The sequence below is a fragment of the Hungatella hathewayi WAL-18680 genome, from assembly GCF_000235505.1.
Classification (GTDB): domain Bacteria; phylum Bacillota; class Clostridia; order Lachnospirales; family Lachnospiraceae; genus Hungatella_A; species Hungatella_A hathewayi_A.
Window position 1 is genome coordinate 62,161 of sequence record NZ_JH379031.1, and the last position, 19,131, is coordinate 81,291.

The 19,131-nt window shown below is 48.8% G+C and carries 18 protein-coding genes; 7 read left to right on the forward strand and 11 right to left on the reverse strand.

Annotated features, from left to right (window positions below; translation table 11 throughout):
* Positions 1-305: 305 nt before the first annotated feature.
* The 3 genes from HMPREF9473_RS25410 to HMPREF9473_RS25420 all read left to right on the forward strand — a co-directional run bounded on the left by HMPREF9473_RS25410 (position 306) and on the right by HMPREF9473_RS25420 (position 4,489).
* Positions 306-2,564 (forward strand): ATP-binding cassette domain-containing protein, encoded by a 2,259-nt coding sequence (locus tag HMPREF9473_RS25410; RefSeq protein WP_006783099.1) that lies wholly within the window; start codon positions 306-308, stop codon positions 2,562-2,564.
* Positions 2,565-2,637: 73 nt separating this feature from the next.
* Positions 2,638-3,588, forward strand: a complete 951-nt coding sequence (locus HMPREF9473_RS25415; RefSeq protein ID WP_006783100.1) for an adenosine deaminase — start codon at positions 2,638-2,640, stop codon at positions 3,586-3,588.
* 40 nt (positions 3,589-3,628) lie between these two features.
* Positions 3,629-4,489 carry a PhzF family phenazine biosynthesis protein gene (locus HMPREF9473_RS25420; RefSeq protein ID WP_006783101.1) on the forward strand — a complete coding sequence of 287 codons (861 nt, stop codon included), beginning with the start codon at positions 3,629-3,631 and terminating at the stop codon, positions 4,487-4,489.
* Positions 4,490-4,495: 6 nt separating this feature from the next.
* On the opposite strand, the gene HMPREF9473_RS25425 is transcribed toward HMPREF9473_RS25420, so the two are convergent.
* From HMPREF9473_RS25425 to HMPREF9473_RS25475, 11 genes are all read right to left on the reverse strand, one after another.
* Complete coding sequence (locus tag HMPREF9473_RS25425; RefSeq protein ID WP_006783102.1) at positions 4,496-5,596, reverse strand: NAD(P)H-dependent flavin oxidoreductase; 1,101 nt, start codon at positions 5,594-5,596, stop codon at positions 4,496-4,498.
* Positions 5,597-5,649: 53 nt separating this feature from the next.
* On the reverse strand, positions 5,650-7,374 hold the full coding sequence (locus HMPREF9473_RS25430) for an acetyl-CoA carboxylase carboxyl transferase subunit (RefSeq protein ID WP_006783103.1): 1,725 nt from the start codon (positions 7,372-7,374) through the stop codon (positions 5,650-5,652).
* A 48-nt stretch (positions 7,375-7,422) separates the two neighbouring features.
* Positions 7,423-8,775 carry an acetyl-CoA carboxylase biotin carboxylase subunit gene (locus tag HMPREF9473_RS25435; protein WP_006783104.1) on the reverse strand — a complete coding sequence of 451 codons (1,353 nt, stop codon included), beginning with the start codon at positions 8,773-8,775 and terminating at the stop codon, positions 7,423-7,425.
* Between the two features lie 13 nt (positions 8,776-8,788).
* Complete coding sequence (gene fabZ / locus HMPREF9473_RS25440) at positions 8,789-9,211, reverse strand: 3-hydroxyacyl-ACP dehydratase FabZ (RefSeq protein WP_006783105.1); 423 nt, start codon at positions 9,209-9,211, stop codon at positions 8,789-8,791.
* Positions 9,212-9,279: 68 nt separating this feature from the next.
* Positions 9,280-9,825: an acetyl-CoA carboxylase biotin carboxyl carrier protein gene (accB, locus tag HMPREF9473_RS25445; RefSeq protein ID WP_006783106.1), complete on the reverse strand. Its 546-nt coding sequence runs from the start codon at positions 9,823-9,825 to the stop codon at positions 9,280-9,282.
* Between the two features lie 17 nt (positions 9,826-9,842).
* Positions 9,843-11,081, reverse strand: coding sequence for a beta-ketoacyl-ACP synthase II (gene fabF / locus HMPREF9473_RS25450; protein ID WP_034860214.1), 1,239 nt, complete (start codon positions 11,079-11,081; stop codon positions 9,843-9,845).
* Between the two features lie 44 nt (positions 11,082-11,125).
* On the reverse strand, positions 11,126-11,866 hold the full coding sequence (fabG, locus tag HMPREF9473_RS25455; protein ID WP_006783108.1) for a 3-oxoacyl-[acyl-carrier-protein] reductase: 741 nt from the start codon (positions 11,864-11,866) through the stop codon (positions 11,126-11,128).
* 10 nt (positions 11,867-11,876) lie between these two features.
* Entirely contained in the window at positions 11,877-12,797 is a 921-nt protein-coding gene (gene fabD, locus HMPREF9473_RS25460; RefSeq protein ID WP_006783109.1) for an ACP S-malonyltransferase, read from the reverse strand.
* An 87-nt stretch (positions 12,798-12,884) separates the two neighbouring features.
* Complete coding sequence (gene fabK, locus HMPREF9473_RS25465) at positions 12,885-13,811, reverse strand: enoyl-[acyl-carrier-protein] reductase FabK (RefSeq protein ID WP_006783110.1); 927 nt, start codon at positions 13,809-13,811, stop codon at positions 12,885-12,887.
* Between the two features lie 35 nt (positions 13,812-13,846).
* Positions 13,847-14,080: an acyl carrier protein gene (gene acpP / locus HMPREF9473_RS25470; protein ID WP_006783111.1), complete on the reverse strand. Its 234-nt coding sequence runs from the start codon at positions 14,078-14,080 to the stop codon at positions 13,847-13,849.
* 118 nt (positions 14,081-14,198) lie between these two features.
* The gene (locus tag HMPREF9473_RS25475; RefSeq protein WP_006783112.1) at positions 14,199-15,161 is read right to left on the reverse strand and encodes a beta-ketoacyl-ACP synthase III; all 963 of its coding nucleotides are present in this window, start codon (positions 15,159-15,161) and stop codon (positions 14,199-14,201) included.
* Positions 15,162-15,445: 284 nt separating this feature from the next.
* Here HMPREF9473_RS25475 and HMPREF9473_RS25480 point away from each other — a divergent pair, with 284 nt between their 5' ends.
* The 4 genes from HMPREF9473_RS25480 (at position 15,446) to HMPREF9473_RS25495 (ending at position 19,071) form a co-directional block, all read left to right on the forward strand.
* Positions 15,446-15,961 (forward strand): MarR family winged helix-turn-helix transcriptional regulator, encoded by a 516-nt coding sequence (locus HMPREF9473_RS25480; protein WP_006783113.1) that lies wholly within the window; start codon positions 15,446-15,448, stop codon positions 15,959-15,961.
* A 150-nt stretch (positions 15,962-16,111) separates the two neighbouring features.
* Positions 16,112-17,935: an alpha/beta hydrolase gene (locus HMPREF9473_RS25485; RefSeq protein ID WP_006783114.1), complete on the forward strand. Its 1,824-nt coding sequence runs from the start codon at positions 16,112-16,114 to the stop codon at positions 17,933-17,935.
* Between the two features lie 105 nt (positions 17,936-18,040).
* A complete protein-coding gene (locus HMPREF9473_RS25490; RefSeq protein ID WP_006783115.1) occupies positions 18,041-18,523 on the forward strand; it encodes a MarR family winged helix-turn-helix transcriptional regulator in 483 nt (160 codons plus the stop codon).
* 11 nt (positions 18,524-18,534) lie between these two features.
* The gene (locus tag HMPREF9473_RS25495; protein ID WP_034860219.1) at positions 18,535-19,071 is read left to right on the forward strand and encodes a flavodoxin domain-containing protein; all 537 of its coding nucleotides are present in this window, start codon (positions 18,535-18,537) and stop codon (positions 19,069-19,071) included.
* The last annotated feature ends 60 nt before the right edge of the window (positions 19,072-19,131 follow it).

The following is a 19,131-nucleotide window of genomic DNA, read 5'->3' on the forward strand; positions in this document are numbered from 1 at the left end:
TTTCACTAATTACCATTTTTAATTTATGTTAGGGACTTCGGTCACCTGTTAAAGAAATTATACGCAATTTTCAGACAAACGTCAACATTATTTTCCCCAAACGTTTGTGTAAATCGTTCTATCATTTTGTCTGAATTTTGCCTGGATTTTTTCTGGGGAAATTACAGCACAGAAAGAAGCCGCCACATCCACGTTCGCAAGAAATATCATGAATGTATTGCTTTTCTCTGGTATACTACAAGATAACCGTTATAATTCCACCCACAAAACCAAACAAAACAGCACAGGAAAAGAGGTCTTCGCATATGAAAGATATCATCATACAGGGGCTTACCCAAAACAATTTAAAACATGTCACGTTTCAGATTCCGAAAGAAAAAATCACCGTCTTCACGGGCGTATCCGGTTCCGGTAAATCCAGCATTGTGTTTGATACCATCGCCGCAGAATCACAGCGGCAGATGAATGCCACCTATCCGGCATTTGTCCGCTCCAGACTTCCGAAGTATCCAAAACCGGCAGTAGAGCGGATTGACAATCTGACAGCGTCTGTCGTTGTGGACCAGTCTCCTCTGGGCGGAAATGCCCGTTCAACCGTCGGAACTATCAGTGGTCTCTACTCCAGTTTGCGGCTGTTATTTTCAAGAATCGGCCTGCCTTATATCGGCACCGCGTCCTATTTTTCTTTTAACGACACCAACGGGATGTGCAAGACGTGTTCCGGCCTGGGAAAAGTCACAAGGGTTGATATGGAATCCGTGCTAGACCCGGATAAGTCATGGAACGAGGGCTGTCTGAAGGATTCCCTCTTCCGCCCCGGCTCCTGGTACTGGAAACAGTATGCCCAGTCCGGACTGTTTGACCTTGACAAGCCGATTAAGGATTATTCGGCTGAGGAGTACAATCTTCTCCTATATGGCTCCCGCGACGGTATCAGTGAGCCGGAAAATCCGAAGGTAACCGGTATCTATCACAAATACACCAAGACTCTTCTTAACCGGGATATCAGCAGCAAAAGCCGCCACACCCAGGAGAAATCACAGAATCTGGTTGTCGAGATGGAATGCGATGACTGCCATGGAAAACGGCTGAACCCGGCTGCTTTAAGCTGCAAAATAAACGGGTATTCCATCGCGGATATGTGTGAGATGGAACTGACACAGCTGAGGGATGTTCTGGCTCATATCTCCGATGAAACAGTGGGAGTGCTGGTCCGGACACTACTGGAGGGACTGGACCGAATGATAGAAATCGGCCTGCCCTATCTGCATTTAAACCGTGATACCCCTTCCCTGTCCGGCGGGGAAGCACAGCGGTTAAAGCTGGTCCGCTATATGGGCAGCAGTCTGACTGGCATGACCTATATTTTCGACGAGCCCAGCGCGGGTATGCATCCCCGCGACGTTTACCGCATGAACAACCTGTTAAAGCAGCTCCGCGACAAAGGCAACACCGTTCTCGTGGTAGAGCATGACAAGGATGTCATCTCCATAGCCGATTATATCATCGACGTGGGACCGCAGGCGGGTCAGCATGGAGGCGAAATTGTCTTTGCCGGCAGCTATCAGGAACTGCTCCAAGCCGACACACTGACAGGCAGAGCCATGCGCCAGTCCCTGCCCATCAAGGAAAATCCACGCCAGCCGCAGGGCAGTCTGCCGGTTCGCGGGGCCAGTCTGCACAATTTAAAGAACGTGGATGTGGATATCCCTCTCGGCATCATGACCGTTGTGACCGGAGTGGCAGGCTCCGGGAAAAGTACATTAATCTCCCGTGTATTTGCCAGGCAGTATGACAGCGATATCGTGATGATAGACCAGGGTCCAATCACTGCAACCAACCGGTCCACCCCCGCTTCCTACCTTGGTTTCTTTGATGAAATACGAAAGCTCCTGGCACGGGAAAACGACAAACCGGACAGTCTGTTCAGTTTCAATTCCACCGGCGCCTGCCCCGTATGCGGCGGCAAAGGTGTTATCGTAACCGAACTCGCCTTCATGGACCCGATTGTCACGGAATGTGAATCCTGCAACGGCATGCGGTACAACCAGGAAGCTCTCGCCTGCACTTACAAAGGAAAAAATATCGTCGACCTCCTGAACCTGACCGCATCCCAGGCCCTGGAAGTCTTCGACGACGCAAAAATCAAAAAGCACCTGAAAGTCATGCAGCAGGTAGGATTATCCTATCTAACCCTGGGCCAGCCCCTAAGCACCCTGTCCGGCGGTGAACGCCAGCGAATCAAACTGGCGAAAAACCTCAACAAAAAAGGAAACATCATCGTCATGGACGAGCCCACCACCGGACTACACATGTCCGACATCCAAAACCTGCTAAAACTCTTCGACCTAATCGTCAACCGCGGAAACACCCTGGTAGTCATCGAGCACAACCTCGACGTCATGAAGCAAGCCGACTGGCTCATCGACATCGGCCCCGACGGCGGCAAAAACGGCGGCGAAGTAGTCTTCACCGGCACCCCCACCCAAATGCTCCAAACCGCCAAAACCCTCACAGCCGATTGCCTTCGGGCATCGTGTTCCCATAACCTCGAATTGACTTGACTTTGTATATCTCCTCTATATACTTAAACTATGGTACACAAAAACATATAATCAGCAGGAGGAATACACCACCATGAATGATTCAACAACTTTCATCTCCGCCCTAAAAGATAATAACCTAAATGAACTTAGAAAAATTCCCAAAGCCGATTTACACAACCACTTTGTATTAGGTGGGGACAGGGCATATATTAAGCAGAAAACGGGTTTTGACATCCTGCCGATAACGACTCCTCTGCATTCCATGGATGAAATGCACGCATGGTCAAGTGTGAATATTGGGAAGCGTTTTGAGAGCAGAGAAATGCGGCAGTTGTTGATTGATGCTTCATTTGAACAGGCAAAGCTGGACGGAGTCTCTGTGTTGGAAATAGGTGAAGATGTATGGGCGCTGGGGACGTTTTTTAATCATGATATTGACGCACTGATTGATGCATTTGAACAGGCACACCAACGGATTGCACCGGATATAGAGCTTCGGCTTCAGATTGGGATGTCACGGCATTGTGGGATTAACTATCTTTTATCCTGTTTGGAACCGTTTTGGGGCAGAAAAGAATTTTATTCCATTGATTTGTATGGCGATGAATTTGCACAGCCCATCGAGAACTTTGTTCCTATTTACCAAAAGGCTAAGGAACATGGATTAAGACTCAAGGCACATATCGGCGAGTGGGGAACATCCGATGATGTGATTCAGGGAATCGAACTGTTATCACTTGATGAGGTTCAGCACGGAATTTCAGCGACAGTGTCTAACAGGGCCATTGACTATCTGTTGGAGCACCAGATTCGCTTAAATATCACACCGTCAAGCAACGTCCTTTTAGGCAGAGTCGCTCACATGAAAGAACACCCCATCGCCAAACTATTCCGGGTCGGACTCGATGTCACAGTCAACTCCGATGATGTTTTAATCTTTGACAGCGATGTTTCCAAAGAGTATCTATCCTTATATAACAACCATGTTTTGGAGGCAGAAGAACTCGATCGGATACGTTTAAACGGCTTGCGGGAATTATAAGCAGACAAACTAATAATATATAAACTCGAGGAAAGTATCTATGGAAATTTATGTAGCTAGTGCATTCAGCAAAAATAATACAGGTGGTAACAAAGCTGGCGTTGTTGTTAGAGATTATCATTTGACAGATAAGCAGAAAATAAAAATTGCCAGGCAGTTGGGATATTCTGAAACGGCTTTTATCAGCGCCAGCAGAAATGCGGACTTCCAATTCGAATATTTTACCCCCGTCGAAGAAGTCCCCATGTGCGGGCACGCGACGATTGCTGCTTTTGTAGTATTAAAACATCTGGGTATGCTGTCAAAACCAGAATACAAAATAGAGACCAAGTCCGGAATCTTAACTATAAACATTGACGACGATGTAATTCTGATGCAGCAAAACCTGCCATCCTATTTTGATATTATCTCAAGCAGTGAAATTGCCAAATGCATTGATAACAGCATTTTGCAGAACGATTATCCCATCCAAATTGTTTCCACCGGATTAAAGGATATTTTAGTCCCAATCAATCATATAGAAAATCTTCAAAACTTAAACCCGGATTTTGAAGAGATGATTAACATCAGCCGTGACAAAAATGTCGTAGGAATCCATGCATTTACACTCATAAATCAGGAACATGTAACTGCCATCTGTCGAAATTTTGCCCCGCTGTACGGAATCAACGAAGAATCCGCAACCGGGACCTCCAATTGCGCACTGGCCTGTTATCTTTTTAAATATGGAATCAAAAAAGACACCTATCTCTTTGAACAAGGTTATGAACTCCACAATCCATCGAGAATCATTGTTCATATACAGAGTGAAAACAATACCATCTCAAATGTCGCCGTTGGTGGAAACGGATACCTCGTAGAGACGCTATCCATCGACCTGGATTCAAAAAATGCACACTGACCTAAATCAGTGTGCATCTCCCAGCAAATCATTCAACACATCCGCAACCGTCTCAATCTTCTCTGCCCGGTACGCATTGCTCCCGCAGAACACCAGCGCACGGTCCGTATCACCTTCCGCCGCATTTACCAGCGCCCTCGTAATACAGTAAGGAATCGTCTTATGGTCACATTTCTCCAAGCACTGGTAACAGTGCTCAATCGGCTGTTTTTCCTTGCTTACCAGATTTAAAAACGGATTCTTAATCGCCCGCCCCGGCATTCCCACCGGGCTTTTTGTGATGACGATATCCTCCTGTCTGGCATGAATATAAGCCTGCTTGTAAGCCTCCGGAGCATCGCACTCCTCTGTCGTCACAAAACGCGTCGCCACCTGGACGCCGTCAACTCCCAGCTCCATCTGATGAAGCACATCCTCATGATTATAAATTCCCCCTGCGGTAACCACCGGAATCTTCTTCCCGTACTTCTCCGCGTATTCTTTTACAATCTTTAAAATGCTTCTCACTTCCTCATCATAATCCGCCTGACGGTAAGTCTCCTCCCGGTTCTCACTGCTGGCTCCAATCTCCTCCAGCTGCTCTACGGAAAATCCAAGATGTCCACCGGCCAGCGGCCCCTCAATCACCACCAAATCCGGAACCACCTGATACTTTCTATCCCACATTTTCAGGATAACCATGGCTGACTTTGCGGAGGACACAATCGGTGCAATCTTCGTCTTCGCTCCCTGCACCAGTTCCGGTAACGTGATTGGAAGTCCGGCCCCGGAGATAATGATATCCGCCCCGGCCTTTACCGCCTCTTTCACATAAAGGGCATAACCCTTCGTGGCAACCATGATATTAAATCCTATGATTCCCTTCGGCGCAATCTCCCTGGCTTTCTGAAACTCTTTCCCAATCGCCCGCAAATTGGCTTCCAGCGGATTCTTCTTAAAATCCGGCTCCCGAAATCCTATCTGGGCCGTGGATATAATCCCAACGCCCCCCTCAGCCGCTACGGCTCCGGCCAGGGATGACAGGCTGATGCCCACCCCCATGCCGCCCTGTATCACCGGCTTGGGTGCTGTTAAATCCCCAATTACCAACGGTTTCCATGTACTCATGATAATCTCCTATATTCTAACGAATCCCTTTGTACTCCGGAATCTCTCATCCCTTAAATCCCCCGGAATCTCTGATAACGCTGCTCCACTAACTCTTCCCCGGACATACTGCCATAATCAGCCAGGAACACCTTGATGGCCTGCTCCATATAGGAAGCCGCCCGGCCCACATTGTCCACGCTGACCGGCTCCTCCTCCGGGATGATTCTCTCTATCAAATGCATATCCAGCAAATCCCTGGCCGTCACCCGCATCACTTGGGCCGCCTGGTCTGCCTTCTTGCTGTCTTTCCATAAAATCGATGCAAATCCCTCCGGCGACAAAATCGAATAGATGGAATTTTCCATCATCCAGACTTCATTGGCCACCGCCATCGCCAGCGCACCGCCGCTTCCACCTTCTCCAATCACAACGGATAGTACCGGCACCTGCAAATCTGCCATCTCAAATAAGTTCCGCGCAATCGCTTCCCCCTGTCCGCGCTCCTCCGCCTCAAGACCGCAGAACGCACCCGGTGTATCCACAAAGCAAATCACCGGTCTTCCAAAGGTATCCGCCTGCTTCATCAGACGCAGCGCCTTTCTGTAACCTTCCGGGGATGGCATACCAAAATTTCTCTTGATATTCTCCTTGGTGTTCTTCCCCTTCTGCTGCCCGATCACCGTCACCGGCATTCCATGGAACGTGGCAATTCCGCCCACAATAGCGCCGTCATCACCAAAATATCTGTCCCCATGAAACTCCATAAAGTTATCAAAAATGTGGTTGATATAGTCCGTCGCCACCGGCCGGTCGGCCTTTCTCGACAACTGCACCGTATCCCACGCTGTTTTTCCACTGACCTTCGGTTTCTTGTTAAAGTTATCCACAGAAGCCCTGATTTTCTCCACGGACTCTCTGGATATCTTCTCCGCCGAATCTTTGGAACCGGCATGAATCGCCAGAATCCGCGCCAGCGTATCCTTAAGCTCGTGCCGCTCCACGATTTTATCTACAAACCCATGCTCCAGCAGAAACTCCGAGCGCTGAAATCCCTCCGGCAGCTTCTGTCCGATGGTCTGCTGAATCACTCTCGGCCCCGCAAACCCAATCAAAGCATTGGGCTCCGCCAGGATAATGTCTCCCAGCATGGCAAAGCTGGCCGTCACGCCCCCAGTCGTCGGGTCCGTCAGCATGCTGATAAACAACTGGCCGGCATTGTGATGGCGCTTTAAGGCCGCCGAGGTCTTTGCCATCTGCATCAGGGAAACCGTTCCCTCCTGCATTCTGGCACCGCCGGAACAGGCAAAGATAATCACCGGAAGTTTCTCCTTCGTGGCTCTCTCCACCATGCTGGTGATTTTCTCCCCGACTACATGCCCCATGCTGCTCATCAGGAATCTGGCGTCGCAGACGCCAATGGCCGCCGGCTGGCCGTGTATCAGCCCTTTTCCGGTAACAATAGCCTCATTTAGCTTCGTCTTCTCCCTAGCCGCCTTCACCTTGGTCTCATATCCTGGAAAATTCAGCGGATTGCTGAACTCCATCTGTTTATTCCACTCCTCAAAGGTCCCCTCGTCCACCACCATCTCTATCCGGCGGTACGCATGGACACGGAAATATCCTTTACACTTGGGGCAGACATAATAATTATTCTTCACGTCCTCCACATACACAGGCTGGCCGCATTTATTACATTTTCTCCACAGCCCTTCCGGGATGTTTGGCTCTTCTTTGGCCGGTGTCTTATACTTGGTATCGATCAGTGTATAAGTCTTTTTAAACATGTCTCTTAACATTTTTAACCTCCTGTGCCGGGTCTACTACGGACAAATCTTATCTAAAAACTACTTACAGTATTGAGGAAAATAGGTGGGAATAAAATGGGTATCCGTATCCCCCTCCTGATATGCCTCATGGCTGAGAATCTCAAACTGGAAATCCAGGTTGGTCTCAATCCCTTCTATCACCAGTTCCCCCAGCGCGCTTCTCATCTTCCTGATGGCATCCTGTCGGTCTTTCCCATGGACAATCAGTTTCAGAAGCATGGAATCATAGTTGGCCGGAACCTTATAATTGTTGTAAATGTGGCTGTCAACTCTCACACCGTTGCCGCCTGGCACATGCACGTTGGTGATAAGCCCCGGGCATGGCATGAAGTTCTTGGACGGGTTTTCCGCATTGATTCTGCACTCAATGGCATGACCACGGATTTCCACATCCTTTTGGCCAACGCTCAATGGTTCTCCCGCCGCCACACGAATCTGCTCCTTGATTAAATCCATCCCGGTTACCATCTCGGTCACCGGATGCTCCACCTGGATTCTGGTGTTCATTTCCATAAAATAAAAGTTTTTGTGCTTATCCAACAGGAATTCGATGGTTCCCGCATTTTCATAGCCGACGGCCTTGGCCGCACGGACAGCCGTCTCACCCATCCGCTGACGCAGCTCCTCCGAAATCACCGCTGACGGGGATTCCTCCAGCACCTTCTGGTGGCGTCTCTGAATAGAACAGTCACGCTCCCCCAGATGAACCACATGGCCGTGCTTATCCGCCATAATCTGGAATTCAATATGTCTCGGCTTCTCAATATATTTCTCAATATACATGGTGTCATCGGAAAATCCTTTGACGGACTCCATCTGGGCATTCTGGAAATTGGCCTCGAAATCTTCATCACTGTAAGAGATTCTCATGCCCTTTCCGCCGCCACCGGAGGATGCCTTAATCATCACCGGATAACCGACTTCCTGTGCCATGGCCTTCGCTTCCTCCACCGTGTAAACCGGCTCCTTGCCGCCTGGAACCACCGGCACGCCGGCTTCCATCATGGTCTTTCTGGCCTCGGATTTGTTGCCCATCTTGTTGATGATATCTGCTGACGGACCGATAAAGGTGATATTGCACTTCTCGCAAAGCTCGGCAAACCGGGCATTTTCTGACAGGAAACCGAATCCCGGATGAATGGCATCCGCCTTCATGGCCACCGTCGCTGTCAAAATCCGCTCCATATTCAGATAGCTCTGTGAGGACGCGGCCGGTCCGATACAGATGGCTTCGTCAGCCAGCATGGTGTGAAGTGAATCCCTGTCGGCCTCCGAATAGATGGCGACCGTCTTTATTCCCATTTCTCTGCACGCACGGATGATACGCACAGCGATTTCACCCCGGTTGGCAATCAATATCTTGTTAAACATCAGCTTCTATCCCCTATCCAATCATAAATGTCAGTTCTGCGCTGGCCGCCAGTTTGCCGTCAACCGTGGCTGTGGCTTTGCCGATTCCTACCGGCCCCTTCTGCTTGATGATTTCACATTCCAGGCGGAGTTTGTCGCCAGGACGGACCATCTGCTTGAATTTGGCATTGTTGATGGCGCCAAAATAACCGATTTTCCCCTTGTACGCCTCCACGCTCAGCATAGCAACGCTTCCAACCTGTGCCAGCGCCTCGATAATCAGCACGCCCGGCATCACCGGCTCTCCCGGGAAATGTCCTGCAAAAAACGGTTCGTTGAACGTCACACATTTATAGCCCACGGCTCTCACGCCCGGCTCCAGCTCCTCGATACAGTCAACCAGCAGAAACGGGTGACGGTGAGGGATAATTTCCTGTATTTCCTTGATTCCTAACATACTTATCTCCATTCTGCGCTGCCACGTCCCTGCGGCAGACGCCGGTATCTAAACCTGCTTCTTGCTTATCAGCGGATGCGGAACAGCGGCTGGCCATACTCCACAACATCCTCGTTATTCACCAGCACCGCTTCCACCACGCCGTCAAATTCACATTCAATCTCATTCATCAGCTTCATGGCCTCGATGATACCCATCACCTGGCCCTTTTTCACCGTGTCGCCGACTTTCACAAACGGCTCCGACTCCGGTGTCGCCGCATTGTAGAAGGTTCCCACCAGCGGAGAATTGACTACCTTGTCAGAGTCAATCCCAGCCGCTCCATTTAATCCTTCCCCGGAAATGCCGCCGGCCACCGCTTCCGCCGCGCCAGCTCCACCTGACACGCCAGTCATTGGCATCCCGGCCGCTGCTGCTCCTGCCGCCGAAACAGCCGCCACATCCGCAGCGGACCACGCCGGTGCGCCCTGGAAACCACCTCCGGTCACATTTACAATCTGGGACGCCTCTTCTTTCTTTAAGGACAACTTTATATTCCCGTCATCCAGCTTCAATTCTGTCAGTTTATGCTCATCGACTGCCTGAATCAGCGTTAATATATCCTGAATCTCCATCTGGTTTTCCCCCAATCCTATTCTTCAAACCGCTTTACTAAAATGCTGGCGTTGTGTCCGCCAAAGCCAAGGGAATTGCTGATGGCATAACGGACCGGTGTGCTGACACCCTCGCCCTTTGTATAGTTTAAATCGCACTCTTCATCATCTATCTCAAGACCGGCTGTCGCATGGACATAGCCCTCTTCAATGGACTTTACACAGGTAATGAATTCCACACCGCCTGCCGCTCCCAGCAGATGGCCAATCATGGATTTCGTGGAATTGATATGCACGTCATAGGCATGGTCACCCAGCGCCGTCTTGATGGCCTTTGTCTCAAATAAATCGTTATGGTGGGTGCTGGTTCCGTGCGCATTGATATAGTCAATGTCCTCCGGCGCCGCACCGGCATCCTGAATGGCGTAGGTCATAGCCATGGCCGCGCCGCTTCCGTCCTCTGCAGGAGAGGTAATGTGGTAAGCGTCACAGGTAGCGCCGTAGCCAACCACCTCGGCATAGATATGAGCCCCCCGCGCTTTCGCATGCTCCAGGGATTCCAGAACCACAACACCGGCTCCCTCTCCCATGACGAATCCGGAACGCTCCTTATCAAACGGAATGGATGCTCTCATCGGGTCCTCCGTTGTGTTCAATGCAGTCAGCGCCGTAAATCCGGCCACGCCGATCGGGCAGATACTTGCTTCCGTACCGCCTGCCAGCATCACCTCGGCCTCCCCGTACTGAATGGAACGGAATGCTTCTCCGATAGAATGAGTGCCGGTCGCACATGCAGTCACCACATTGATGCATTTTCCCTTTAAACCGAACTGAATCGCCACATTTCCTGCCGCCATGTTGCCAATCATCATGGGAACCAACAGTGGATTCACACGGTTTGGCCCTTTCTCCAGCAGTTTCTTGTGCTCTCTCTCCACAGACTGAAGACTTCCGATACCGGAGCCAACGCTGACACCAACACGGAACGGGTTCTCCTTGTCTATATCAAGGCCGGAATCCTCCAGCGCTTCCTTGGAAGCCGCCACTGCAAACTGGGAGAATACCTCCATACGCTTTGCCGCTTTTGGGTCCATATAATTCTTGGCGTCAAAGTCCTTTACCTCAGCCGCCAGCTTTGCCTTATAATCTGTGGTGTCAAAATATGTGATAGGCCCGATGCCTACCTTCTTTTCTTTCAGACCGTTCCAGAAGCTCTCCACATCATTGCCGATTGGCGTGATGGCTCCCATTCCTGTTACGACTACTCTGTTCTTCATATTCATTCCTGTTCCTTTCCCTTCCGCACTACGTCCTTATCGTATTACATTGCCATACCGCCATCAACGCTGATTACCTGGCCGGTAATATATCTCGCCTTTTCCGATGCCAGAAATGCCGCCGTCTCCGCTACATCCGATGTCTCACCAAATGCCTTCATTGGAATCTGCTGCTTCATAGCATCCTTCACCGCGTCAGACAACACATCCGTCATCTCTGTCACAATAAATCCCGGTGCAATGGCATTGACCGTAATTCCCCGGCTGGCCATCTCTCTCGCCGCCGACTTTGTCATGCCGATAATTCCCGCTTTGGAGGCCGCGTAATTCACCTGCCCCGCATTTCCCATCACCCCTACCACAGAGGCGATATTGATAATCCGTCCGCCCTTCTGCTTAATCATCTGGCGGGCCACATGCTGCATACAGTTAAATGCCCCCTTCAGATTGGTATTGATAACCGCGTCAAAGTCCGCTTCCGACATCTTCATGAGCAATCCATCTCTCGTGATTCCCGCATTGTTCACCAGAATGTCCAGCTTTCCATAGGTCTTAATCACATAATCCATCAGTTCCCCGGATTTGCCAAAGTCGGAGACGTCACACTGTACGGCCTCCGCTTTGCCGCCGGCCGCCACAATCTCGGCCACGGTTTCCTCGGCTTTAGCTGCCGAACCGTTATAATTGACAATCACCGTTGCGCCATCTCTCGCCAGTGTCTTTGCTATCTCTTTTCCAATTCCACGGCCTGCGCCGGTGACCAGTGCTATCTTATCAGTCAACATAATATCTCCTTTACTTAAGCTGCTCTACAACCTTCTCAACATCTTCCAGTTTCTCTATATTAAAGACTTTTACATCCCTGCTAATCTTCTTCATAAACCCGGCCAGTGTCCTGCCCGGCCCAATCTCGATAAAGGTATCTACGCCGTCGGCAATCATCGTCTCCACGCTCTGCTGCCATCTGACAGAAGATGATACCTGTTTTTCCAGAAGGGGTTTTACCTCATCCGCGCTTGTCACGTAGGATGCGGTCACATTTGCCACATAGGGGATGGCCGGCTGATGAATCTCCACGCCTTCCAGCACAGCTCCCAGCTTTTTACCTGCTCCCTGCAGCATATCGGAGTGGAAGGGACCACTGACATTCAGCATAATGGCGCGTTTCGCTCCCTCCGCCAGCAGAGCTTCATTGGCCTTCTCCACCGCCTCTATCTTTCCGGAGATCACAATCTGACCCGGACAGTTGTAGTTGGCAATCTGGACATCCTCTATCCCGCCAAGTACTTCCTCAATCTTTGCGGCATCCAGTGCAAGAATGGCCGCCATGGCGCCAACGCCGGCCGGAACCGCTTCCTGCATCAGAATCCCTCTCTGTCTAACCGTGGTGATGGCATCGTCCTCCGACATAACCGAAGCGGCTGCCAGCGCGCAGTATTCTCCAAGGCTCAGCCCTGCTGTCACATCCGGCTTCACTCCATGTTCCTTCAGCACATCCATCATGGCAATGCTGGTGGTCACCATGGCCGCCTGTGTGTACTCCGTAATATCCAGCCTGTCATTCTCCGTGAAGCACAGTTCCGGCACGGAAAAGCCCAAAAGCTCTGACGCCCTGTCAAATACCTTCCGGCCCGTTTCTGTCTGCTCATAAAAATCTTTACCCATGCCACAGTACTGTGCTCCCTGCCCCGGGAAAATAAATGCGATTCTGCTCATCACCTAAACTCCTTTTTCTATGTACATCACCAAATAAAATACACCGCCCCGGCATGGTGCCGGGCTGTGAATGTTATGTTTCTATCATTAATTCCAGTGCATCAGCGCGGATGCCTGCTCCATCATTTCATCCATCATTTCCTGACAGGTCTGCTCTTTGGATATCATACCTGCAATCTGTCCTGCCATCACGGTTCCGTTGGTGATATCACCTTCCATAACCGCGTTGCGCAGGGATCCCAGAGTCAAATACTCCAGCTCCTCGAAGGATTTTCCTTCCTGCTCCAGCTTTACATACTCTCTGGTCATCTGGTTTCTCAGACATCTGATTGGATGGCCGTGGCTTCTTCCCGTCACCGCAGAATCAATATCCTTCGCCTTAATCACTCTCTGCTTGTAATTGTCATGGACGATAGATTCCTTGGAAACCACAAACCGAGTTCCAATCTGCACCGCCTCAGCGCCCAGCATAAATGCCGCCGCAATGCCTCTTCCGTCTCCGATGCCGCCTGCCGCAATCACCGGGATGGAAACGGCGTCCACCACCTGGGGAACCAGGGTCATCGTCGTCTGCTCTCCGATGTGTCCGCCAGACTCACAGCCCTCCGCTACCACGGCGTCAGCGCCATAACGCTCCATACGTCTCGCAAGCGCCACCGAAGCAACCACCGGAATCACCTTTACACCTGCGGCCTTCCACATTTCCATATATTTTTCCGGGTTTCCGGCGCCGGTTGTCACAACCTTAATGCCTTCCTCCACAATCACCTTTGCCACCTCATCTGCGTGAGGGCTTAACAGCATGACATTCACACCGACTGGTTTGTCTGTCAGCTCCTTGGCCTTGCGGATTTCTTCCCGTACTACCTCCGCCGGTGCATTGGCTCCGCCAATCAGTCCCAGGCCGCCGGCCGCCGATACGGCTGCCGCCAGATGATGCTCGGCCACCCATGCCATACCGCCCTGAATAATGGGATATTTGATTCCTAAAAGTTCTGTAATTCTTGTTTTCATGGTTCCCTCCAAGTGATACAATCTGTGTAAAATGCTTATGCCTCTACGCCTTTGTTCTTTAAGTAATCCATAACCTGGCCAACGGTAGTCAGTGTCTGTAAATCCTCAGCCGGAATCTCAACGGAATACTCATCCTCCAGCGCCATCACCAGCTCAAATAAATCCAGGGAATCTGCTCCCAAATCCTCTTTAAATGTAGATTCCACCGTAATGGTCTCTGCGTCAACACTTAACTGCTCTGCGATAATTTCTTTCATCTTCTCAAACATGGTTTCATTCTCCTTTAATTCGTTTCATTCTTATTTTTATTTTTTCATATATAGAAAGTAATCTGGAATTCGACAGATTCCGACATTACTTTGACTATCAAACTATATGGACTTTTTATTACCACTCTATCAGAGTGGCTCCCCAGGTCAGTCCTGCACCAAATCCGGACAAAATCAACTTATCCCCCGGCTGCAATTTTCCTTCCCGGTTCAGTTCATCCAGCATGATGGGAACTGATGCTCCGGAAGTGTTGCCATACCGGTCCATATTCATAGGTATCCGCTCCATGGAGACCTTCAACCGCTTTGCTATGGACTCAAATATCCGGTAATTTGCCTGATGCATCACAAAATATTTAATTTCTTCGATATCCGTTCCGCTTTCCTCCAGCACCTGCCGGACGCATTCGGGAACTTTCTTTACCGCAAACTTGAATACCTCCTGGCCATCCATGGCCGTATATCCAAGCTCCGGTGTCTTTCCTGTAGAGAAATTCTCCGAGGTTCTGGCCTTGCAGGTGAGTACATGACTCTTTTTCCCGTCCGCCTTCATCACCATCCGGACAATTCCGCTCTCCTCCGCCCGGACAACCGCCGCGCCGGCCCCGTCGCCAAACAGCACGCAGGTTCCTCTGTCCGTCCAGTCGGTCAGCTTGCTCATCACATCCGCGCCAATCACCAGCCCCGTTTGATATAGGCCGGATTTCAGAAACGCGTGCATGGTATTCAGTGCGTAGACAAATCCGGTACAGGCCGCACTGATGTCAAATGCCACCGCGTTCTCCGCCCCAATCGCCGCCTGGACTTCGCAGGCCCCGTTGGGAAAACAGTTGTCCGGGGAAGAAGTCGCCAGTATGATAATATCAATCTCACTTGCCTCTATCCCGGCATTTTCCATCGCCGCCGCCGCCGCTTTGGCCGCCAGTTCGGAGGTTCCCTCACAGTCAGCAATTCTCCGCTCCCTGATTCCGGTCCTCGACTGAATCCACTCATCGCTGGTCTCCACCACCTTCGCCAAGTCGTCGTTGGACACCACCCGCTCCGGCACGTAAGAACCGGTTCCAATTATTTTTGTCGTCATAGTTTTTCCTATCTGAATTCTATCTCAATTGATTATAAAAATAGTTAGAGTTTAAAATGTTTTGATATTCAAACTAATATTATAGGAAGCCGTTGTATTTGTCAAGAGTTATTTATCGCGGTTTGTGACAGTTTCCACAAGCCAGTTATCAAAAAATCTTGTGGATAATAGACAAAAACAGACTCCCATTCTTGTTCATAAACATTCTTGTTTAAATACTTATCCCATGATATAGTGAATATAGTTTCTAAAAGAAATCATTTTATTGAAAAGAGAAATTATAAATGAAGTTAGAGTGGCTTGACCGGTATCGAGATTTAGTTGAGGGAATTATCCTGTTTGCCAATCAATACTCTTCCATTAAGACAAAAGAAGTGCTTGGCACGGATGTGCTGTATTCTTTTGAGCAGATTCAGATTATCGAGTATTTACTGGAAAATGAGGAATTAAAATTAAATATGCGCGGTGTGGCGGAGCGGTTAGGTTTGAAGGCAAGTGCATTTACAAAGCTGGTAAACCGCCTTGAAGATAAAGGGCTTCTGGAAAAATACAGAACACCGGATAATCAAAAGAATATCGTCGTTCTTGTGTCAGATAAAGGGAAAAAACTTTATACGGAATATTGTGATAACATTGCCAAAAAATTATTTGAGGGCATGTTTCAGGTGGGAAGTGAAGTCAGTGATGAAGAGCTGCGGAAATTCACCAGGATGATACAAGCCCTGACCCAATATGAGATAAAACGGATACCGGAGGGAAACGAACTGATTCCCATCGTCAAAAACAAAGGAAACAAATAAAAGAATCCCTGGAGAAGAAGAGAATAGGGGCATGAAGAGAGAACATCTTTATGCCCTTTTTTGATATAAGAAACACACGATAAATGAAAAAGGAGGGACGACACGCATCACATTACCAACAATACTATTGGAAAAAAGGAGAAGCAGAGTATGGAAAACAGAAAAAAACAAGCAAAAAAATGGTGCTGCATAGCAATTGTATGTATGTTAATCAGTATGATTGGCGCATCCATGATTCAGTCAAACGGGGGAAACGTTACTGTCAAAGAAATAAAATGGGAAACTACGCAGGGCTTTGAAATGAGCGGTCTTCTGTTCCTTCCCAAGCAAGCAGGCCCGGAACAGAAAGCGCCCGGCATTGTCACAAGCCACGGAATGTTTAACAACAAAGAAATGCAGGACGCCAATTATATCGAGCTGGCACGCAGGGGGTACGTTGTTCTTGCACAGGATATGCCATCCCACGGCAATTCCGATAACGTAGGAGATGTCGGTACTATCCTGACGGGACTTTATGAATCCGTCAAGTATCTTGCAACCTTAAACTGTGTGGATACTGAGCAAATAGGAATCACTGGCCATTCTCTTGGCGGTATGTCCAGCAATGTTGCAATCACCCTTGATAACATGGCAGAAAAACCATTAATTTCAGCGGTGCTGTTAAACTGTGCGGATGCAACTTATGTGGATGATGCCGGTGATTATACGGATGTTTATGGCGACAGAACAGCCGGTATTGTGGCGGCACAGTATGATGAATTTTTTATGGTAGACACCGACGCGGCCGGAAATCAAACTTCTCCACGGGATTATGTACAGAATAAAAACGCCCAGTCCTTCCTGTATGGTGGAACGGATCCGACAGGTCTGGAATTAAGGCAAAGTGACACGATTTATTATAATCAGGAGGATGGAACAAAGGCGGCCAGAGTTATTTACAATCCTAAAATCACACACCCCTGGTCCCATTTCAGCAAACGGGCAACCACCGACGTAATTCAGTTTTTTGATCATGCGTTTGGTGCGCCGAATCCAATTGATGCAGACAATCAAATCTGGCAGTGGAAAGAGGCCCTTAATCTGCTTGGACTGATTGCCTTTGGTATCTTCATTGTAACTTTGACAACACTTCTCGTATTTACAAAAGTGTTTGAGGACTTAAGAGCAAAGGAAATCGTGGAACCCGCGGCAATTACAAAGGAAGGAAAGATATGGTTTTTGGGAAGCATCGCGGCTGGCGCTCTATTTGGAACGTTGGTGTATCTTCCGGTTATGATGAATGCAAAGACATTTACCATGTTTAAGGACCCTTGGTCACAGAGCGAAACCTGGGGCATTGGATTGTGGGCATGTGTCTGTGGGGTGTTTGCGATTCTCAGTATGATAGTATCCTACTATTGCTACGGAAAGAAAAATGGGGTTGATTTAAAAACATCAGGCGTTATTCTGCCAGCAGCAACATGGGTCAAAACGGTTGCGTTAGCTCTTACCGTTATCTGTGCGGCATTTACCTGTGTATTTTTTGCAGATTACTTTTTCCAAACCGACTTCCGAATCTGGACGCTGGCGGTAAAAGCATTTGAAAAAGATAAGATTGTGACATCATTGTTCCCATATATGCCTCTGCTTTTGGTTTACTACATAGCAAACTCTGTTGCGGTAAACTGCTTTAATTACAACAGTATTGGAAGAAAAAAATGGGTGAACACGGCAATTATCGCAGTCACATCCGCCCTGCCTGCCATCATTCTTCTCATCATCCAGTACAGTAAGTTTTTTACCACCGGCTTCCTGGCATGGCCGGACGCCAATATGCAGATTGTATGGCTGTTCCCATTCTTAGTGATTCTGCCGGTAACCGTGGTTATCTCAAGGAAGATTTACCAGGTAACCCGCAATCCGTATATTGCAGGCATTATTAATGGGGTCATTGTTGCCCTGATTAGCTGCAGCAATACGTTGACCTGGAAGTAAATTCTATTTATGTTATATCATTGACAAATGAGTAACTAGTTGCTATATTACTTATAGTAACTAGTTACTCTTATTTTTTATTATGAAAGGGGAGACCGATTGATTATGGAACTGTCAGACTTGATTCAACGTTTCAGTTCGTCCAGGGAGCGGCAGGTAAAAGCTATTTTTAGTACTTTATTTATCGCCCAGAACCGGTTGCAGACGATTTTTGATAAGGTAGATTCACAGGTATCTTTAAAGCAGTTTATGCTGCTGACGATGGTCCGGCAATCGGAGACGGAATTGACACTAACCCAGGCTGGGCGGCTGTTGGGGTGTTCTCGCCAGAATATCAAGAAATTGGCGGCGGCTCTGGAGCAGAAGGGATTTATCACCTTAAAACCGGGTGCGAAGGATACGCGGGCATGTGTTATGATACCGACGGAATCGCTGTTTCAGTATTTTCATCAAATGGCAGACAGCCATCAGAAGCATTTGGACGGTCTGTTTCAGTCTTATACCGATGAGGAAATACGGACGTTGTTTCAACTGTTAATGAAATTACATCCCGCCATTGATGCGTGGGAGCAAGGAGAAGAAGAATGAAAGAAAACATTATGAAGAGTATAATCCTATATGGAAGCAAATATGGTACCACCAAACAGTACGCCGAAGAATTTTCAAGAAGAACCGGTATCAAAGTCCACAGCTATACGGAAGTTAAAAACCTTTCGGAATATGATACGGTCATTTATTTTGGAAGTCTCTATGCCGGGGGAGTTACCGGCCTGCCAAAAACAGCGAAGCGGCTGGCCGGCGATGGAACACAGCGGCTCGTTATCATTACCGTAGGTCTGGCCTCTCCCGCCGATAAAGCCAACGCGGACCACATCAAGGAGTCTATCCGCAAACAGATACCGGCGGACATTTTTCAGAAAGCCGACATCATGCACCTTCGGGGAGGAATTGACTACCAGAAGCTACATGTCACCCACCGGCTCATGATGAAACTTTTTTATAACCAGTTAAAGAAGCAGCCCGAGCAGGCCCGTTCCGCAGAAACCCAGGCAATCATTGATACCTACAATCAAACCGTGAATTTCGTAGATTTTGACAGTCTGACTCCGGTTGCAGAGCTGCTTCATTTGCTATAACCCAGTGATTTATGGTATAGTAAGGACAATGACACAGTCACGAATACAAGGAGTATATAA

Coding starts and splice junctions, on each gene's coding strand:
- HMPREF9473_RS25420 (WP_006783101.1), top strand. CDS start 3,629: ATGGAAATTTATGTAGCTAGTGCATTCAGCAAAAATAATACAGGTGGT.
- fabG (WP_006783108.1), bottom strand. CDS start 11,866: ATGTTGACTGATAAGATAGCACTGGTCACCGGCGCAGGCCGTGGAATT.
- HMPREF9473_RS25425 (WP_006783102.1), bottom strand. CDS start 5,596: ATGAGTACATGGAAACCGTTGGTAATTGGGGATTTAACAGCACCCAAG.
- HMPREF9473_RS25410 (WP_006783099.1), top strand. CDS start 306: ATGAAAGATATCATCATACAGGGGCTTACCCAAAACAATTTAAAACAT.
- fabK (WP_006783110.1), bottom strand. CDS start 13,811: ATGAAAACAAGAATTACAGAACTTTTAGGAATCAAATATCCCATTATT.
- HMPREF9473_RS25430 (WP_006783103.1), bottom strand. CDS start 7,374: ATGTTAAGAGACATGTTTAAAAAGACTTATACACTGATCGATACCAAG.
- acpP (WP_006783111.1), bottom strand. CDS start 14,080: ATGTTTGAGAAGATGAAAGAAATTATCGCAGAGCAGTTAAGTGTTGAC.
- HMPREF9473_RS25475 (WP_006783112.1), bottom strand. CDS start 15,161: ATGACGACAAAAATAATTGGAACCGGTTCTTACGTGCCGGAGCGGGTG.
- HMPREF9473_RS25490 (WP_006783115.1), top strand. CDS start 18,041: ATGGAACTGTCAGACTTGATTCAACGTTTCAGTTCGTCCAGGGAGCGG.
- HMPREF9473_RS25480 (WP_006783113.1), top strand. CDS start 15,446: ATGAAGTTAGAGTGGCTTGACCGGTATCGAGATTTAGTTGAGGGAATT.
- accB (WP_006783106.1), bottom strand. CDS start 9,825: ATGGAGATTCAGGATATATTAACGCTGATTCAGGCAGTCGATGAGCAT.
- fabZ (WP_006783105.1), bottom strand. CDS start 9,211: ATGTTAGGAATCAAGGAAATACAGGAAATTATCCCTCACCGTCACCCG.
- fabF (WP_034860214.1), bottom strand. CDS start 11,081: ATGAAGAACAGAGTAGTCGTAACAGGAATGGGAGCCATCACGCCAATC.
- HMPREF9473_RS25495 (WP_034860219.1), top strand. CDS start 18,535: ATGAAGAGTATAATCCTATATGGAAGCAAATATGGTACCACCAAACAG.
- fabD (WP_006783109.1), bottom strand. CDS start 12,797: ATGAGCAGAATCGCATTTATTTTCCCGGGGCAGGGAGCACAGTACTGT.
- HMPREF9473_RS25485 (WP_006783114.1), top strand. CDS start 16,112: ATGGAAAACAGAAAAAAACAAGCAAAAAAATGGTGCTGCATAGCAATT.
- HMPREF9473_RS25435 (WP_006783104.1), bottom strand. CDS start 8,775: ATGTTTAACAAGATATTGATTGCCAACCGGGGTGAAATCGCTGTGCGT.
- HMPREF9473_RS25415 (WP_006783100.1), top strand. CDS start 2,638: ATGAATGATTCAACAACTTTCATCTCCGCCCTAAAAGATAATAACCTA.